The sequence below is a fragment of the Streptomyces sp. NPDC006294 genome (genome assembly GCF_042870895.1).
GTDB lineage: Bacteria > Actinomycetota > Actinomycetes > Streptomycetales > Streptomycetaceae > Streptomyces.
The window spans coordinates 223,155-238,705 of sequence record NZ_JBIAHV010000012.1 but is presented as its reverse complement, the minus strand read 5'-3'; the positions used below and the strand labels follow the sequence as shown (position 1 = coordinate 238,705).

15 protein-coding genes are annotated in these 15,551 nt (G+C 73.9%); 9 read left to right on the top strand and 6 right to left on the bottom strand.

Annotated features, from left to right (window positions below; genetic code table 11):
• Both ACFYOP_RS22885 and ACFYOP_RS22880 read right to left on the bottom strand, forming a co-directional pair.
• A complete protein-coding gene (locus ACFYOP_RS22885; RefSeq protein WP_356893025.1) occupies window positions 1-882 on the bottom strand; it encodes a YegS/Rv2252/BmrU family lipid kinase in 882 nt (293 codons plus the stop codon).
• A gap of 29 nt (window positions 883-911) precedes the next feature.
• On the bottom strand, window positions 912-2,504 hold the full coding sequence (locus ACFYOP_RS22880) for an FAD-binding oxidoreductase (protein ID WP_356893027.1): 1,593 nt from the start codon (window positions 2,502-2,504) through the stop codon (window positions 912-914).
• Window positions 2,505-2,589: 85 nt separating this feature from the next.
• Between ACFYOP_RS22880 and ACFYOP_RS22875 the strand changes: the two genes are divergently transcribed.
• Both ACFYOP_RS22875 and ACFYOP_RS22870 read left to right on the top strand, forming a co-directional pair.
• The gene (locus ACFYOP_RS22875; protein WP_356893029.1) at window positions 2,590-3,189 is read left to right on the top strand and encodes a helix-turn-helix domain-containing protein; all 600 of its coding nucleotides are present in this window, start codon (window positions 2,590-2,592) and stop codon (window positions 3,187-3,189) included.
• Window positions 3,186-4,799, top strand: a complete 1,614-nt coding sequence (locus tag ACFYOP_RS22870; protein WP_356893031.1) for a glycerol-3-phosphate dehydrogenase/oxidase — start codon at window positions 3,186-3,188, stop codon at window positions 4,797-4,799. The genes ACFYOP_RS22875 and ACFYOP_RS22870 overlap by 4 nt, the downstream gene beginning before the upstream one ends.
• Window positions 4,800-4,993: 194 nt before the next feature.
• Here ACFYOP_RS22870 and ACFYOP_RS22865 read toward each other — a convergent pair whose 3' ends face one another.
• Window positions 4,994-5,407 (bottom strand): SRPBCC family protein, encoded by a 414-nt coding sequence (locus tag ACFYOP_RS22865; RefSeq protein ID WP_356893033.1) that lies wholly within the window; start codon window positions 5,405-5,407, stop codon window positions 4,994-4,996.
• A 414-nt stretch (window positions 5,408-5,821) separates the two neighbouring features.
• Here ACFYOP_RS22865 and tgmA point away from each other — a divergent pair, with 414 nt between their 5' ends.
• The gene (tgmA, locus tag ACFYOP_RS22860) at window positions 5,822-6,013 is read left to right on the top strand and encodes a putative ATP-grasp-modified RiPP (RefSeq protein WP_356893035.1); all 192 of its coding nucleotides are present in this window, start codon (window positions 5,822-5,824) and stop codon (window positions 6,011-6,013) included.
• A gap of 13 nt (window positions 6,014-6,026) precedes the next feature.
• On the top strand, window positions 6,027-6,956 hold the full coding sequence (tgmB, locus tag ACFYOP_RS22855) for an ATP-grasp ribosomal peptide maturase (protein WP_356893037.1): 930 nt from the start codon (window positions 6,027-6,029) through the stop codon (window positions 6,954-6,956).
• A gap of 32 nt (window positions 6,957-6,988) precedes the next feature.
• On the opposite strand, the gene ACFYOP_RS22850 is transcribed toward tgmB, so the two are convergent.
• Together ACFYOP_RS22850 and ACFYOP_RS22845 are read right to left on the bottom strand one after the other, a co-directional pair.
• Window positions 6,989-7,399 carry a DUF1992 domain-containing protein gene (locus ACFYOP_RS22850; protein ID WP_356893039.1) on the bottom strand — a complete coding sequence of 137 codons (411 nt, stop codon included), beginning with the start codon at window positions 7,397-7,399 and terminating at the stop codon, window positions 6,989-6,991.
• 31 nt (window positions 7,400-7,430) lie between these two features.
• The gene (locus tag ACFYOP_RS22845; RefSeq protein ID WP_388452593.1) at window positions 7,431-8,885 is read right to left on the bottom strand and encodes a trehalase family glycosidase; all 1,455 of its coding nucleotides are present in this window, start codon (window positions 8,883-8,885) and stop codon (window positions 7,431-7,433) included.
• Between the two features lie 418 nt (window positions 8,886-9,303).
• Between ACFYOP_RS22845 and ACFYOP_RS22840 the strand changes: the two genes are divergently transcribed.
• From ACFYOP_RS22840 to ACFYOP_RS22830, 3 genes are all read left to right on the top strand, one after another.
• Window positions 9,304-9,882, top strand: coding sequence for a TetR family transcriptional regulator (locus ACFYOP_RS22840; protein WP_356893043.1), 579 nt, complete (start codon window positions 9,304-9,306; stop codon window positions 9,880-9,882).
• A 176-nt stretch (window positions 9,883-10,058) separates the two neighbouring features.
• Window positions 10,059-10,424, top strand: coding sequence for a hypothetical protein (locus ACFYOP_RS22835; RefSeq protein ID WP_356893045.1), 366 nt, complete (start codon window positions 10,059-10,061; stop codon window positions 10,422-10,424).
• Between the two features lie 81 nt (window positions 10,425-10,505).
• Window positions 10,506-10,988, top strand: a complete 483-nt coding sequence (locus ACFYOP_RS22830) for a GNAT family N-acetyltransferase (RefSeq protein ID WP_356893047.1) — start codon at window positions 10,506-10,508, stop codon at window positions 10,986-10,988.
• A 33-nt stretch (window positions 10,989-11,021) separates the two neighbouring features.
• Here ACFYOP_RS22830 and ACFYOP_RS22825 read toward each other — a convergent pair whose 3' ends face one another.
• A complete protein-coding gene (locus ACFYOP_RS22825) occupies window positions 11,022-11,447 on the bottom strand; it encodes a VOC family protein (RefSeq protein WP_356893049.1) in 426 nt (141 codons plus the stop codon).
• A 187-nt stretch (window positions 11,448-11,634) separates the two neighbouring features.
• Here ACFYOP_RS22825 and tap point away from each other — a divergent pair, with 187 nt between their 5' ends.
• A complete protein-coding gene (gene tap, locus ACFYOP_RS22820) occupies window positions 11,635-13,803 on the top strand; it encodes a telomere-associated protein Tap (protein ID WP_356893051.1) in 2,169 nt (722 codons plus the stop codon).
• A 297-nt stretch (window positions 13,804-14,100) separates the two neighbouring features.
• Window positions 14,101-15,537 (top strand): rifampin monooxygenase, encoded by a 1,437-nt coding sequence (rox, locus tag ACFYOP_RS22815; RefSeq protein WP_356893053.1) that lies wholly within the window; start codon window positions 14,101-14,103, stop codon window positions 15,535-15,537.
• The last annotated feature ends 14 nt before the right edge of the window (window positions 15,538-15,551 follow it).

Here is a 15,551-nt window from a genome sequence, read left to right as displayed (position 1 = left end):
TCAGCGGATCACGTTCAGCGCACCCGGCTCGACGCGCACCGTCACCGGCAGCGCCGCCTCGACCTCGCCGTCGGCGCCGTACGGGACGTCCCGGTCCGCCTCGACACGGACCTCCCGGCCCCGCAGGACCTCCACTTCGGGACGGGCGACGTGGGCCCCGGTCTTCAGTTCGTTCATCATGGTGAAGAACAGGCGCTTGGGTGCGTGCCGGATGACGACGACGTCCAGCAGGCCGTCGTCGACCCGGGCGTCCGGCGCGATCTGCCGACCGAAGCCGTAGAAGCCCGAGTTGGCCGCCACGACCGTGTAGCCGCGCCGCTCGTACAGGGTTCCGTCGACCGTGATGCGGTACGCGGCGGGCCGCCAGCCCACGACGGCCCGCAGCCCGCCCGCGTAGTACGAGGCGGCGCCCCGCAGCAGCCGGGAGGTGTTGGCGTGCCGGTTGGCCACCGCGTCCACGCCCGCGTACACACTGCCCAGCACGGACGTTTCGGCGTGGAAGGCCGAGGACACCCGGATGGTGTCGACCGGTCGCGGGGAGCCGTTCAGCAGCAGTCCGGCCAGCGCGGCGGGCTCCGTGGGCAGCCCCAGCGCCCTGGCGAAGTCGTTGCCGCGCCCGGCGGGGACGATGCCGAGGACGGCGTCGGTGCCGCTGAGCGCGCCGCCGACGCAGCCCGCGATGCCGTCGCCGCCCACGGCGAGCACGACATGACCCTGCCCGCCCGCCTGTCGCGCCACCTCCTGGGCGTGCTCCAGGCTGCGGCTGTACTGCGTGTCGAGCCGTGCCCCGGCCTCCCGCAGGAGGCGGGCCAGCGGCAGCAGGGCCGCCGTACCGCTCGACCCGCCCGCGGCAGGGTTGACGACGGCGGTGAACTGTCGCATGAGTACGCCTTTCGGGAGGCAGTGGCCGGTCAGCGGAGGGGGACGAGCACGCCGGGACTGAGCACCCCGGCCGGGTCGAGTTCGGCCTTGAGGGCCCGCAGGATCCGGACCCCGACCGGGCCGATCTCCCGCTCGTAACCGTCGCGGTGGTCGGTGCCGACGCCGTGGTGGTGGCTGATGGTGCCGCCGGCCGTGAGGATCGCCTCGTTCGCCGCCTGCTTGGCGGGGGCCCAGTGGGGGACCGGGTCGTCACCCTGCGCCGAGACGACCGTGAAGTACAGGGACGCGCCGTTCTCGTACACGTGCGAGATGTGGCACATCACCAGCGGCGGGGTCCCCGCCTCGGTCAGCGTGGCGGTGAGCGCCTCGCGCACCCGCTCGTAGAGCGCCGGGAGGGCGGACCAGAAGGCGGCCGTCTCCAGCGTCTCCGCGAAGGCGCCCGCGTCGAGCAGGGCGTCGCGCAGATAGGGCGCGTTGTAGCGGCCGTGCGCCCAGCGGTCGCCCGGCTCCTCACCCGCGTACTCGCCGCCGCACGCCAGCAGCACCTCACGGGCGCGTGCCCGCCGGTCGGCGGTGTCCGCCGCGGTGCCCTCGTAGCCCGCGATCGCCATGCATCCGGCGGGCTGCCGAGCGAGGGAGCTGCCGATCCGGTCGGGCTGTGCCAGGCCGACGAACGTCTCCGTCTCGTCCGACAGGCGCAGCACGGTCGGCCGGGGACCGTCCTGGGCGAGCCTGCGCAGGGCCGCTGCCCCCGCCTCGAACGACTCGAAGCGCCAGCCCTCGTAGACCCGGGTGGCCGGCAGCGGCCGGATCCGTACGGTCACCGACGTGATCACGCCGAGCGCGCCCTCGGAGCCGAGCACCAGCTGCCGCAGGTCGGGCCCGGCGGCCGAGCGCGGCGCGCGCCCGGCCTCCAGGGTCCCCTCCGGGGTGGCGAGGGTGAGGCCGAGGACCATCTCGTCGAAACGGCCGTATCCCGCCGACGCCTGGCCGCTGGAGCGGGCCGCGGCGAAACCGCCGATGGTGGCCCACTCGAAGGACTGCGGGAAGTGGCCCAGCGTCCAGCCCCGCTCGTTCAGCAGCCGTTCGCACTCGGGGGCGCGCAGCCCCGGCTGCAGGGTGGCCGTACGGGAGACGTCGTCGAGGGCGAGCAGGGCATCCAGCCGGCGCAGGTCCAGTGCGACGAACGGGCGCTCGCCCTCGGGGGCCAGGCCGCCGACGACGGAGGTGCCGCCGCCGAAGGGAACGACGGACACGGTGTGTTCCGCGCAGGCCCGCAGAACGGCCGCCACCTCGTCGTGACCGCCCGGCAGCACGACCGCCGCGGGGACGTCGGCCACGTCGCCGGCCCGGATCCGCAGCAGATCGGGGGTGGACTTGCCCCGGGTGTGCCGCAGACGGCTCTCCGCGTCGGTGTGCACCTGCGCCTCGCCCACGCACCCGCTGAGCGCGGCGCGCGCCGCGTCGGTGAGGGGGCAGGCCGGGACGGCGATGTCCTCGAGCGCGGCGGCGCCGCTCGCCCGCGGTGTCACGCCGAGCAGATCGCGCAGCAGGCCGGTCACCGAATCCGGCAGGGGCGCTGCCTTGGCCGGGTCGCCCCAGCCGCTCCACAACATGTCCACGTGTGCTGTTTCCTCACATCGGTTTCCGCCGGGCTCCGGCGGGGCGCACTGCCGTGCGGCCCGCACTGGCATTACACTGTGACAGATGACGCCCATTCGTCACAACCATTCGGACGCGGACACCGTCCTCGACGCCGCCCGGGACTGCGTCCTGGCCGTCGGCGTACGCCGGACCACGCTCACCGACATCGCCCGGCGCGCCGGGGTCTCCCGGATGACCCTCTACCGCCGCTGGCCCGACGTGCGCACCCTCGTCGGCGACCTGATGACCCGGGAGTGGACCGGCCTCGCCGTCGGCGCCATGCCCGAGCAGCGGCCGGACACGCCCGCGCGCCGTCGCGTCGTCGACGGGCTCGTCGCGGGCGTCGCCGCCTTCCGCGCCCACCCGCTCTTCCACAAGATCATCGACGTGGACCCGGAGCTCCTGCTCCCCTACATCCTCGACCGCAGGGGCGCCAGCCAGGACGCCCTGCTGGGGCTCCTGGCCGGCGGCCTCGCGGAGGGCCACGCCGACGGGTCGATCCGCCGCTTCCACCCCGACCGCCAGGCCCGCTCCCTGCTGCTCGTCGTACAGTCCTTCGCCCTGTCCCTGCGCACGATGACCGAAGAGGCCGACCCCGAACTCGCCGACGCAGCCTTCCTCGACGAACTGCGGACCATCCTGGAGAGGACCCTCGCCCCATGAGCCGCCGCCCCGACAGGAACCACAGGCACGACAGCCACGGCGGGCACGACGGGCCCGGCGCCCGGGCCGCCGCGTCCTCGCTGAACGCGGCCCGCCGCAGCCGTGAACTCGCCGAACTCGCCGACGGCGCCGAGGTCGACGTCCTCGTCGTCGGCCTCGGCGCAACCGGCGCCGGAGCCGCCCTCGACGCCGCCTCCCGCGGCCTCACCGTCGCCGCGATCGACGCCCACGACCTCGCCTTCGGCACCTCCCGGTGGAGCTCCAAACTCATCCACGGCGGACTGCGCTACCTCGCCACCGGCCACCTCGACGTCGCCCACGAGAGCGCCGTCGAACGCGGCATCCTCATGGAGCGCACCGCTCCCCACCTGGTCCGCGCCCAGCCCTTCGTCATGCCGCTCACCCCCCTCGTCTCCCGTGGCCAGGCCGCGCTGACCCGGGCGGGACTGCGCGCCGGGGACCTGCTGCGCGCCGGCGCCCGCACCTCACGCGCCACCCTGCCCGCGCCCCGCACCCTCTCCGCCGTCGAGACCCGGCACATGGCCCCCGTGCTGCGCCAGGCCGGCCTGCGCGGCGGGCTCCTCTCCTGGGACGGCCAACTCACCGACGACGCCCGCCTGGTGACCGCCGTCGCCCGGACCGCCGCCGCCCACGGCGCCCGCATCCTCACCCGGACCCGCGCACTCGAGGTGACCGGCGCCGGCGCCCGCGTACGCGACGAACTCACCGGCGAGGAACTGCGCATCCGGGCCCGCACCGTCGTCAACGCCGCCGGCGTGTGGGCGGGCGGCCTCGTCGACGACATCCGGCTGCGCCCCTCCCGCGGCACCCACCTCGTGCTGCGCTCCGACGACCTGGCCGGTCTGCGGGCGGGCATGCACATCCCGGTCCCCGGCGAGACCAACCGCTTCGTCCTCGTCCTGCCGCAGGGCGACGGGCGGGTGTACGTGGGCCTCACCGACGAACCGGTCGAAGGCCCCGTCCCCGACGTGCCCGACGTGCCGGAGACCGACATCGGCTTCCTCCTCGACGTCCTCGGCTCCGCCCTCGACGCACCGCTGGGCCGCGAGGACGTCATCGGCGCGTTCGCCGGGCTGCGGCCACTGCTGGACACCGGTGCGCCGGGCGGCGCCGGACGCACGGCCGACATCTCCCGCAGGCACGCCGTCCTCACCTCGCCCGGGGGCGTCGTCACCGTCGTCGGCGGGAAGCTCACCACCTACCGGCGGATGGCCCAGGACGCCGTGGACGCCGCCCTCACCGCGGGCGGCCTCACCGCCGGCCCCAGCCGCACCGCCGCCACTCCCCTCGTCGGCGCGGCCCCGGCCGGCGTGCTCGCCCGGCTCGGCGCACCCCGGCGCCTGGTCCGCCGCTACGGGGCGGAGGCCCCGGCCGTCCACGCGCTCGGCCTCGCCGACCCCGCCCTCGCCCGGCCCGCCGTCCCGGGCCATCCGGTCACCCGCGCCGAACTCGTCTGGGCCGTGCGGCACGAGGGCGCCCTGGACGAGTCGGACGTCCTCGACCGCCGGACCAGGATCGGCCTGGTGGGGGAGGACCGCCGGGCCGCGCACGAGGCGGCCCAGGAGGCGCTGGAACGCTGCTTCTCCTGACGGGCCTTCGCCGCGAGACCTGCTGTAAGCCGAACGACGGCCATGACCACCACCGGTTCTTCAACGCGCCGATGCAGCATTGGGCGTGGGGCGGAGTGCTGTCCGCCCTCGCGGGCATCGCCATCACACTGTCACGCTGACGTGCCCGCCCGGTGCGGGCCGGGCACGCTCACGCGCTCTGCGGGACCGGCCGGTCAGCCAGCGGCGCCCTCGCCCCTGAGCCGCACCTGCTCCTCCAGCCGCCGCAGGCTCCGGTCGAGGGCGTCGTTCACCGCCTGCTCCCCGGGGTCGTGCGTCTCGTCGAAGAACGACAGATGGACGGTGACCTCGCTGGCGCCGGAGCCGATGCCGGCCACCTGAAGCCACCCGGCGTAGCTTCCCTGCTCCCGCGTCCCCCACTCGACCCGCATCTGGTCCTTCTCCGGACTCAGCAGGGCGGGGGTGTCCTCGTCGGTGCGGTCCTCGTGCACGGTGACCGCGGGCAGTTCCTCCGCGCGGACGTGCAGGTCCTCAGGGAGCCAGCCGTCGAGCTGGTCCACCCGGGCCGCCTGGTCGTAGACATGTTCCGGGAGTGCGGGCATGGTCCGGGAACGTTCGTATTCGCTCATCAGTGCACCGGTCCTTGGGTCAAGGGGTAACGGGTGTGAAGGAAGTGAAGAAGGCGGGGAGCCCTCCGACCAGCTTTTGCCCCGGCGGCCCGCGTCGAAGCGACAACCGTGCGCGGCCCACCCGTTCGCCGGGAATGCGCCGTATCCGCCCTTTCGGCGTGTTGCCTGGGTCACGTTGGCGGGTTCTCTGAAACCTGTGGGGCTGGTGGTGCGTCTGTCTTCACGGCGCCGGAAGGCAGTGGAAGTCCCGCCAAGGCAGCGTCACGGCGCTGTCGGTGCCGGGACGTCCATGGGGGAGCCGTAGAGGAACAGCAGACAGCCGGTCACGGTACGTACTGAAACCATTACGTCGTACACACGTACCTGTCACACGAGAGCCCGGGCCGGCGCGCACGGGCAAGGGGAGGAAGACGCATGAAACCGTTCGCGTGGAACTTCGCACGCCCAGCCGAGCCGGCCGCGGCGCTCGCCCCCTATGCGTACGACGCGACCCTGCAGTTGAACGTCCTCGCCGACGGACGGCCCGCCGTGACGGACCGGGGGCTGCTCGCCCTGGCCGGCACGACGACGTCGAAGGCCGGCTCCGCGACCCACTTCGACGACTGACCGGCTGTGCGACGTGACGGTGCTGGTGCTCACGTGCGAGGCCGACGTCACCGCCGACATGGTGGTGGCCGAGCTGCACGAACAGGGCGTCCCCCTGGTCCGGTTCGACCCCGCTGACCTGCCCGGCGGAGCGTCGCTCTCCGTGGAGTACGTACGGGGCGAGTTCCGCGGCTACCTGTCCAGCGGCGGCCGGGTGGCGAGCATGCGGGGCCTGCGCTCGGTCTGGATCCGCAGGCCCGGCGAGCCGGCGGCGCACGCGCCGGAGCCGTCCGACTGGCTGACCACCGAGAGCGCGCACGCCCTGTACGGAATGCTCGACTGCACCCCGGCGCGGTGGATGAACCACCCGAGCGCCGCCGCCAAGGCCCGGCGCAAACCCTGGCAGATGCGCATCGCGCACCTCAGCGGCTTCCCGGTGCCCGCCACGCTCCTCACCACGCATCCGACGATGGCCCGCCGATTCGCCGAGCAGTACCGGCAGGTGGTCGTGAAGTCGGTCTCCGGAAAGTCACCGGGCGACCCGCCGATGGCGCTGCCGACCACGCTCGTACCGCCGGACGCCGACTTCTCCGCCGTGGCCGCGGCCCCCACCCTGCTGCAGCGCTACATCGCCAAGCGCGCCGACATCCGGCTCACCAGCGTGGGCGACCGGCACTTCGCCGCCCGCAAGGCCGCCGAACCGGGACAGGTCGACGGCCGCTACGGCGACACCGGGCACGCGTGGCAGCCCGTGGAGGTGCCCGCCCCGATCGCCCGGGCCGTCGAGACGTACAAGAAGCACGCCGAACTCGCCTACGGCGCCTTCGACTTCGCGGAGGACTCCGCCGGCGCCTGGTGGTTCCTCGAGTGCAACCAGGGCGGGCAGTTCGGCTTCGTGGAACTGGAGACCGGGCAGCCCATCGCGCGGACGGTGGCGTCATGGCTGGGCGCTGAACCGTCCTGACCCGTACGAGGGCGGCGTGAGCGGGCCCGTCCTCAGGCGCGGCCGCGCCGCCAGTCCTCGACGACCGCCTCCACGTCGTACGGCGTCAGCCCCAGCGGCGGGCCGGGCGGCGGACGCCGGACCGCCGCCGCGATCTTCTCGTTGATCTCCCCGACGATGCGCCGCACCATGGACTCCGACGGGGCCCGCGCGGCCCTCTCAAGGGCTTCCTCCGCCTCCTTGCGCAGCGCGAGCGTCGGCGGGAGGAAGCCGAGCCCTTCGCGGCGCATCTTCCCCTTGATCCACCACATCTCGTCGTGCGTGTCGCCGGACGTGCCGTCGGACGGCGGGAGCGGACGGCCGAAGCCCGGCAGATCCCGGAACTCGCCACGCTCGGTGGCCTCCCGGATCTGCTTGTCGACCCAGGACTCGAAGCTGACGCCTGGCGGCTTGCGCTCAGTCATGCGTTCCAGGCTACGTCGGCCGTTCCGGCGCTCAGACGCCCGCAGCCACCGGTGCGTCGTCCCTGTCGCGGGCCCGGGCGAGGAGATCGACGACGACGGCGGCGGTCCAGCTGAAGCCCGTCGCGCCGCGCGCCCGACCGGTGTGCGGGTCGACGTACTCGGCGAAGCCGGACGCGCCGGCCGCCGCGAGGAGGGACTGCTCCAGCGCGTCGGCGCGGACGGTCGCGCCGTGCTGCCGCAGCCCGCGCTCCAGCAGCCAGTTCACGTTGAACCAGGCCGGGCCGCGCCAGTAGCGGCAGGCGTCGAAGGCCGGGCCGTGCAGGTCGTAACTGGGCACCAGGTCCGTCGTCGTACCGAGCCCGAAACGCGGTCCGCTCATGGTGCGCACCAGAGTGCCGGCGATGTCCCCGGGAAGACCGGGGAGCACCAGCGGCAGCAGACCGGTGACGCTCATCTCCCGTACGGGGCGGCCGGTGTGCACGTCGCGGCAGAGGAACATCCCGGCGTCCTCGTCCCACAGCCGCCGCACCAGGGCGGCGGTCAGCCGGCGCGCCCGTGACCGGTGCGGGGCAGGGTCCTGCCCGAGCTCCGCGGTGATCTCGGCGAGGGCGTGCTCGGACAGGGCGAGCAGCGCGTTGAAGCCGGGGTCCTCGACGGCGAACGGGTGCTCACGGCCCGCGTCGCGGTAGCCGCCGTCACGGTACTGGGCGGCCAGGCGGACGTAGCGGCCGTAGTCCAGGTCGGTGGGGCGGTCGGCGCCGTCACCGCAGTCGAGGTCGGCCCGCCGGAAGGAGCCGGCGGGAGCCGGCTCGACACGGTCGAGGGGCTCGTCCCAGCACGGGCTGTTGTCCATGCCGGACTCCCAGGGATGGACGACGGCGGCCAGCCCCTCACCGCCGAGGTCGCGGGACCCGGTCAGATAGTCGTGCCAGGCCGCGAGGCGCGGCCGGACGCCCTCCAGGAACCCGCGGCGGCGGGAGAGTTCGGGGTCGCTCCGGTGGACCAGCCAGGCGGCCAGCGCGTGGACGGGCGGCTGCACGATGCCGGAGGTCTCCACGTCCTCCGGCGCGCCCGCCGCCCGGCCGGCGCCGGACGACCGCCAGAAGTCCGGGCTCGGGAAGTAGGCGCCGAGCGGCACGGCGGGGCTGAACACGATGTGGGGGACGCGCCCGTCCGCCCACTGGGCGTCCAGCAGCGTCTCCAGTTCGCCCTGGGCACGCCGGGGCGACAGATGGCGCAGGCCGATGGCGATGAAGGCCGAGTCCCAGCTCCACTGGTGCGGATACAGCGCGGGGGAGGGGACCGTCGACGTGCCCCGCCAGTTTCCCTCGAGGACCTCCGCGGCCTGCCGGCCGAGCTCTTCCCGGCGGAGGTCTTCGTCGCGTCGGGTGGCGCGGCCGTCGGCGGGCGGCGCGGACGCGGGAGCGGTGTGCGGCGGACCCGGCTGCGCGGGGACCGTGGGCGGTCCGGCCTGTGCGGGGACCAGTGTCCGGCGCGGTCCGCTCGCTTCGCCGGGCAGCTCGCCCGGCGCCCGGAGCCCCTCGGAGGCGGCCCGCCCGGGGGTGAGCGGGCCGCGGGCGACGCGTTCCACTGAGGAGCTCCAGATGATCGAGACCGCGATATGTGCCGACGAACCGCAAGGTTAGGCGCTGGTCCTCGGAGAATTCACCACCCCGGCGTAGTGACATTCCCGACATACGTGCCGATCGTGACCATGGCGTGCCTCTCTGTCCCCGTGAGTCCTCCGCCGGTGGCCCTCGCCTCGCGCTACGGGACCCCGGTCGCTCAGTAGCCTGGCAAGATGCTGCATCCGCAGTACTGCACCTGATGTGATTCCGCCTCGACCGGGCAGAAGCCCGACGGCTCGGTGCCCGACCGGGCGGAAAGCCCCACCGGAGAGGAACATGCGCCAGAACCCCCAGCGCCGTACCGCGCTGCTCGACGCGGCCATCGAGGTCCTCGCCCGCGAAGGCTCCCGCGGGCTGACCCTGCGTGCCGTCGACGCCGAAGCCGGCGTCCCCACCGGCACCAGCTCCAACTACTTCACCCACCGCGCCCACATGCTCGGCCAGATCATGAAGCGCACCCATGAACGCCTCACGCCCGATCCGGACCGCCTCGCCCGGACGCTCTCCGCGCCGCCCGACCACCAGCTCGTCGCCCGGCTGCTGCGCGAGATCCACGAGCGGATGGTGGCCGACCGCAGCAGCTACCTCGCGATGCTCGAACTGCGTCTGGAAGGCACCCGCCGCCCGGAACTGGGCGCCGAGCTGGGCCGGATCCTGGCCGCCGAGCTGGAGAACAACATCCGCTTCCATCTCGACAAGGGCCTGCCCGGCGACCGTACCGATGTGGTCCTGCTCTATGTGGCCGTCCACGGCATGATCGTCGACGACCTGACCGTGCCCGCCGTTCTCGCCGGGCAGGCCCCCGCCCTCATCGACCAGCTCACCGCCCGCCTTCTCGGCCCCGCCGCCCCCTGAGCGGCCGTGCTGCGCCGGTGTGGACCGGGCGGGGCCGGCGCTGTGCGCACCGTCGGTTCATCGCACGTGTGAAGAAATGCCATAGGGGACATCCGGGTGCCAATCGGCCCGAACCGCAACTGCCCTCGCCGCGCCGCAGTCCTCCTCTGTACACACACCCCGACCGAGGAGGCACCATGACTGGCTGGCAGACCCCGACCATGACCCCGGACGCCGCGGCCACGGCCGACCCGTACCGCTTCCCGGGCGTCACCGTCCTCGACGACCGGCCCCGGCCGTCCGCCCATTCCGCCCACGACACGGGCGACTACCTCCTGGCGGACCCCGACCGGGTCGACGTCCTCCTCGCCGCGCCCGTCCCCGAGCAGCGCGTACCGCTGACGCTGGAGCCGGCCGACCGGCGCCGCCTGGACCTGCACGCCGCCCTCACCACCGCCGGGATCGCCCCGCTCCCGGGCGACCTCGCCGCCATCGAGGCCCTGTGCGCACTGGACGACAACACCCACGCCGCGCTCCAGCGCTGGCTCACCCACACCCCGTGACCGGCCGATCCGGCCGCACCCAGCCGCGATGGAGGCGGCCGGGCGTCGCCCGCCCGGCCGCCTCCGGCTAACCTTTCCCCCATGCCCGCACTCGAGCGCCTGACGGCAGCCCACGCCACCGCCCTGCTCGCCTTCGAGCAGGAGAACCGGGCCTACTTCGCCGCCTCCGTACCCGACCGCGGCGACGCCTACTTCACCGACTTCGCCGCCCAACTCAGCGCTCGCCTCGCCGAACAGGCCGCGGGAGTGTGTCACTTCCACGTACTCGTCGACTCGTCCGGCGCGATAGTGGGCCGCGTCAACCTCGTCGACGTGGCCGACCGGAGTGCCGAACTGGGCTTCCGCATCGCCGAGTCGGCTGCCGGGGCCGGTCTCGCCACCGCGGCGGTCCGCCAGATGTGCGACCGGGCCGCCACCCATTACGGCCTCACGGCCCTCCGTGCCGCGGCCACACTCGACAACACCGGCTCGCGGACCGTCCTGACCCGCACCGGTTTCACCGAGACCGGCCCGACCGTCCTCGACGGCAGGCCCGGCCTGCTCCACCTCCGCAAGCTCCCCTGACAGGCCGTCATCGTCCGAGTCCAAGTGCCCGGCTCAGCGGACCGGTTCGCCGACGCCCAGCATGTTTCCCTCACTGTCACGGAACCAGCCGCCGCGCTCGCCCCGTGCGCCCTTGCCCGGATAGTTCCCGTCGATCTCCGCGATCCCGTCCCGCGTCCGGAGCCCGGGCAGGTCGACCTCCTCGAACACCACGCCCCGCTGCTTGAGCTCCGACACGACCGTCTCGACGTCCTCGACCTCCCATGCCATCTGAGTGAAGGTGCCGGGTGACGCCCCCGTCGACGCGAACAGTGCGAAGTCCACACCCCCGCACCGGTACAGCAGCCCGCCTGGCCGCTCGTCGACGGGCTCCAGGCCGAGCTTCTCGGCGTAGAAACGCCGCGCCCGCTCCAGGTCCTGCGCGGGCAGCCTGGTCGCCACCCGTCCCCGGGCCAGGAGGTTGCTCTCGTCTGCGTTCATGCCCCCACTGTGCCGTGCGCGATGCCCGCAGAGCGGTCGATCGCCGATCGACACGGCCGTCGCCCGGCGACGTCACACCACCGGCCCGGAGACCTCCAGACCCTCAGCCGACCGTGTGTGATCAGAGTGCGATTCGAGGAGCGATGGGGGTACGTGATCCCTGTAGGCTGCTGGGCGGAGGTGAGCCGTGGCCACGGAGAACGAGCTGTTCGGCGCGGTGGACGCACTCCTGGAACAGGTCGCCCAGGACGATCTGCCGGAGCCCGCCGAGCGCAAGCGGCTGCGGGAGGCGGCCGGGCTGAGCCAGGCCCAGATCGCCAAGGCGCTCGACGCCCGGCGCGAGGCCGTGGGGAACTGGGAGGCCGGCAAGACCGAGCCCCGGCCGCCGAAGCGCGCCGCGTACGCCCGGCTGCTGGAGGGCCTTGCCGCCCGCTTCGCGGCCCCGGCCGACGAGACGCCCGCCCCGGCGCCGGCGGCCCCCGAAGCCCCGGCCGTCCCGGCGCCGGCCCCGGCCAGGACCGCAGCGGCCCCGGTCGAGCCCGCCCCCGTCGCACCTCACGCCCGCCCGGCGACGAGCGGCCCGGGCCCATCGACGCCACGGCGTCGCCCCGCCCCGGCGACCGCCCCGGCAGCGAAGACCGCCGCGAAGGGGACGCCCGCGCCCGCCAACGACCCGCGTTTCGCCAACGGCCCGCTCGCCGTCGTCGACTGCGAGGACGGCGTCGTCGTCGCGTACTGCCTCGGCGGCCTCGTCCTGGACGTCCCCGCCAAGTCCCTGCCCGCGCTGGTCGAGTGGACACTGACCGAGGCGCAGCTGGGCGCGCCCCGGCTCAGTCGCCACGGCAAGGACGCCGATCCGCTCCTCGTCCTCACCGACGCGGCCGCCGAGCACTACGGCCTCCCGGCCCGCCTGACCGACGACGAGCGCCGCGCCGGGCGGCTGGGCGACGGCCACAAGGTCCTCGACCGGCTGGCGCGGGCCGACTGGCAGCTCACCCGCCGCGGCTTCGGCCCCTGGGCCCGCATCTACCGCCCCGCGAAGGGCTCACAACGCGCGTGCGTACAGCTGTGCATCCCCGGCTGGGAGGCGCTCGACTCCCGGTCGTGGGGCGACGCGGCCGACCTGCCGCCGGGCGACCTGGCGCACCTCCTGGGCACCTACGCCGACCGCGTCATGACCCCGCGCGGCTCCACCGCCGTCACCGGCCTGGAGCTGATGACCGCGCTGCATCCGCCCACCCGGGCGAGCGAGCCGGACGCCGACGGCCGCCGGCACAGTGAGCACAATCCCGGCTCGCTGGGCGCCGAGCCGGTGGACTGCGCGCCGTGCGAGGCCCCGGACGGCCACCCGCTCCTCGCCGACCTGCCCCGCTTCCACCAGCGCACCCCGGAAGAAGTGCTGGTGGAAGAGGCGTACGACTGGGCCCGGCCCCTCACCGACGAGGAGTGCGCGAAGCCGTACGTCGTCGGTATCGACGTCAACATGGCGTTCGCGGCCGCGGCGAACGGCACCGTCGTCGGGCTCGGCGCGCCGGTCCACGTCACCCACCCGGCCTTCGACCCGAAGCTGCCCGGCAGCTGGCTGGTCGATCTCTCCGGCGTCGAGCTGGACCCGCGGCTGCCGTCGCCGTTCACCCCGACCGGCGAACGGCCCACCGGCCCCGCCTGGTACGCGACGCCGACCGTCGCCTACGCGGTCGAACTCGGCCACGCCGTCGCGCCGATCGAGGCGTACGTCCGTCCCGAGAACGGCCGCTACCTCGACGCCTGGTACAACCGGCTGCGCGACGCGTACGTGGCGACCATGGCCGACCTGGGCGTCACCGCCGGCCTCGAACCCCAGACCTTCCTCGAGGCGATGGACGGCCACAAGCAGGCCGACCCCCAGGCGGCGATCGTGCTGGCGGCCGTCAAGGCGACGGTGAAGGGCGGCATCGGCAAGCTCCGCGAACGCCCCCGCGGCGGCGGCTGGCGCCCCGGCCGGCCGTGGCCGGCCCTGAACCGGCCCACCTGGCGGCCGGACATCCGGGCGGCGGTCATCTCCAAGGCGCGGATCAACATGCACCGCAAAATGCTCAAGACCGCCCAGGTCACAGGGCAGTTCCCGGTCGCGGTCCTGTCGGACTGCGCCGTCTACGCGGCCGACGGGCCCTCGCCGCTCGACTTCCTCCCCTACAAGGAGGGGAAGCCGCTGCCGGGCGGATTCCGGCTCGGCGTCTCGCCCGGCATGGTGAAGCACGAGGGCACCCAGACCGTGCTGTGGGCGGAGGGCGTACGCGAAGAGCACGGCCAGGAGCTGAACATCGCCCGGTACATCAAGGACGGCGCGGTCGCCGCCACGGACACGGGGGAGTAGCCGGCGGACAGCCTCGACAAGGGGTCCAGGGCGCGTTCCCCGCGCCCGCACCGGACGGAGAAATGACAAAGGCAAGGAGGTCACGGACTCCTTGCCACTCTCAACTTATAGCGCAGTGGGGGGCTTGCGGCAAGGCCCCGGTGGTGCCGCAGAATGATCGGCCCAGGCCGGAACCTGGGTAAATGACGGGTTCGCGAACTGTGCGCGCTTCGGGCCGGAGCCGCGGCCGGTGGTGCGTGCCGTCGGACCGCGTGGAGCGGGCGGCCGGAATCCAATCTCGTTGAATGGGCGTTCTTGATGATTGACGTGATCGTGGTCGGCGGCGGGCCTACCGGGTTGATGCTGGCCGGCGAGTTGCGGCTGGCCGGAGTGGGCACGGTCGTGCTCGAGAAGTCGGCCGAGCCCACCAGGGAGTCCCGCGGACGCGGCCTGCACGTGCGCAGCGTCGAGATGATGGACCAGCGCGGACTGCTGGACCGGTTCCTCGCGGTCAGCGAGAAGTTCCAGGTCGGCGGCCTCTTCGGCGGCATCGCCAAGCCCTGGCCGGACCGGCTGGACACGGGGCACCCGTACGGCCTCTCCACCCTGCAGCCGGTCACCGAACGGCTGCTGGGCGAGCGTGCCGTCGAACTCGGCGCCGAGATCCGGCGCGGCTGCGAAGTGGTCGGGCTGAGCCAGGACGAGGAAGGGGTGAACGTCGAGCTGGCGGACGGGACGCAGCTGCGCTCGCGCTACCTCGTCGGGTGCGACGGCGCCCGCAGCGTGGTGCGCAAGCAGCTCGGCGTCGGCTTCCCCGGTGAGCCCGCCAAGGTCGAGACGCTGCTCGGCGACATGGAGATGACCGAGTCCCAGGAGAAGGTCGCCGCCGTCGTCGAGGAAGTCCGCAAGACGCAACTGCGGTTCGGCACCATCCCCAACGGGGACGGGACGTACCGCGTCATCGTGCCCGCCGACGGTGTGGCCGAGGACCGTGCGACCGCGCCGACCCTCGAGGAGTTCAAGCAGCGGCTGCGGGCGGTCGCGGGCACCGACTTCGGCGTGCACTCGCCGCGCTGGCTGTCCCGGTTCGGCGACGCCACCCGGCAGGCCGAGCGCTACCGCGCCGGCCGGGTGCTGCTGGCGGGCGACGCGGCGCACATCCACCCGCCGACGGGCGGACAGGGGCTGAACCTCGGCGTGCAGGACGCGTTCAACCTCGGCTGGAAGCTGGCCGCCGCGGTGAACGGCTGGGCGCCGGAGGGGCTGCTCGACAGCTACCACGCCGAACGCCACCCGGTGGGCGCCCGCGTGCTGGAAAACACCCGCGCACAGATCACCCTGCTGGGGACGGACCCGGGCGCGACCGCGCTGCGGGAGCTGTTCACGAGGCTGATGGACTTCGAGGAGGTGAACCGGTACGTGACGGAGATGATCACCGCGGTCGGCGTCCGCTACGACTTCGGTGAGGGCCACGACCTGCTCGGCCGCCGGATGCGGGACGTGCGGCTGAAGCGCGGGCGCCTCTACGAGCTGATGCACGACGGCCGCGGGCTGCTGCTCGACCAGACCGGCCGGCTCTCGGTGGAGGGCTGGGCGGACCGGGTCGACCACGTCGTCGACGTCAGCGAGGAGCTGGACGTGCCCGCGGTGCTGCTGCGGCCGGACGGCCATGTGGCATGGGCCGGAGAGGACCAGCAGGAGCTGCTGGGCCGGCTGCCCCAGTGGTTCGGCGCGGCCACCGACGCCACCGGCTGAGCGCGGCACCACCG

Excerpts from the sequence above, each read along its gene's own strand:
- ACFYOP_RS22885 (WP_356893025.1), bottom strand. The coding sequence starts at position 882 with ATGCGACAGTTCACCGCCGTCGTCAACCCTGCCGCGGGCGGGTCGAGC.
- ACFYOP_RS22875 (WP_356893029.1), top strand. The coding sequence starts at position 2,590 with ATGACGCCCATTCGTCACAACCATTCGGACGCGGACACCGTCCTCGAC.
- ACFYOP_RS22870 (WP_356893031.1), top strand. The coding sequence starts at position 3,186 with ATGAGCCGCCGCCCCGACAGGAACCACAGGCACGACAGCCACGGCGGG.
- ACFYOP_RS22865 (WP_356893033.1), bottom strand. The coding sequence starts at position 5,407 with ATGAGCGAATACGAACGTTCCCGGACCATGCCCGCACTCCCGGAACAT.
- tgmA (WP_356893035.1), top strand. The coding sequence starts at position 5,822 with ATGAAACCGTTCGCGTGGAACTTCGCACGCCCAGCCGAGCCGGCCGCG.
- ACFYOP_RS22850 (WP_356893039.1), bottom strand. The coding sequence starts at position 7,399 with ATGACTGAGCGCAAGCCGCCAGGCGTCAGCTTCGAGTCCTGGGTCGAC.
- ACFYOP_RS22840 (WP_356893043.1), top strand. The coding sequence starts at position 9,304 with ATGCGCCAGAACCCCCAGCGCCGTACCGCGCTGCTCGACGCGGCCATC.
- ACFYOP_RS22835 (WP_356893045.1), top strand. The coding sequence starts at position 10,059 with ATGACTGGCTGGCAGACCCCGACCATGACCCCGGACGCCGCGGCCACG.
- ACFYOP_RS22830 (WP_356893047.1), top strand. The coding sequence starts at position 10,506 with ATGCCCGCACTCGAGCGCCTGACGGCAGCCCACGCCACCGCCCTGCTC.
- ACFYOP_RS22825 (WP_356893049.1), bottom strand. The coding sequence starts at position 11,447 with ATGAACGCAGACGAGAGCAACCTCCTGGCCCGGGGACGGGTGGCGACC.
- rox (WP_356893053.1), top strand. The coding sequence starts at position 14,101 with ATGATTGACGTGATCGTGGTCGGCGGCGGGCCTACCGGGTTGATGCTG.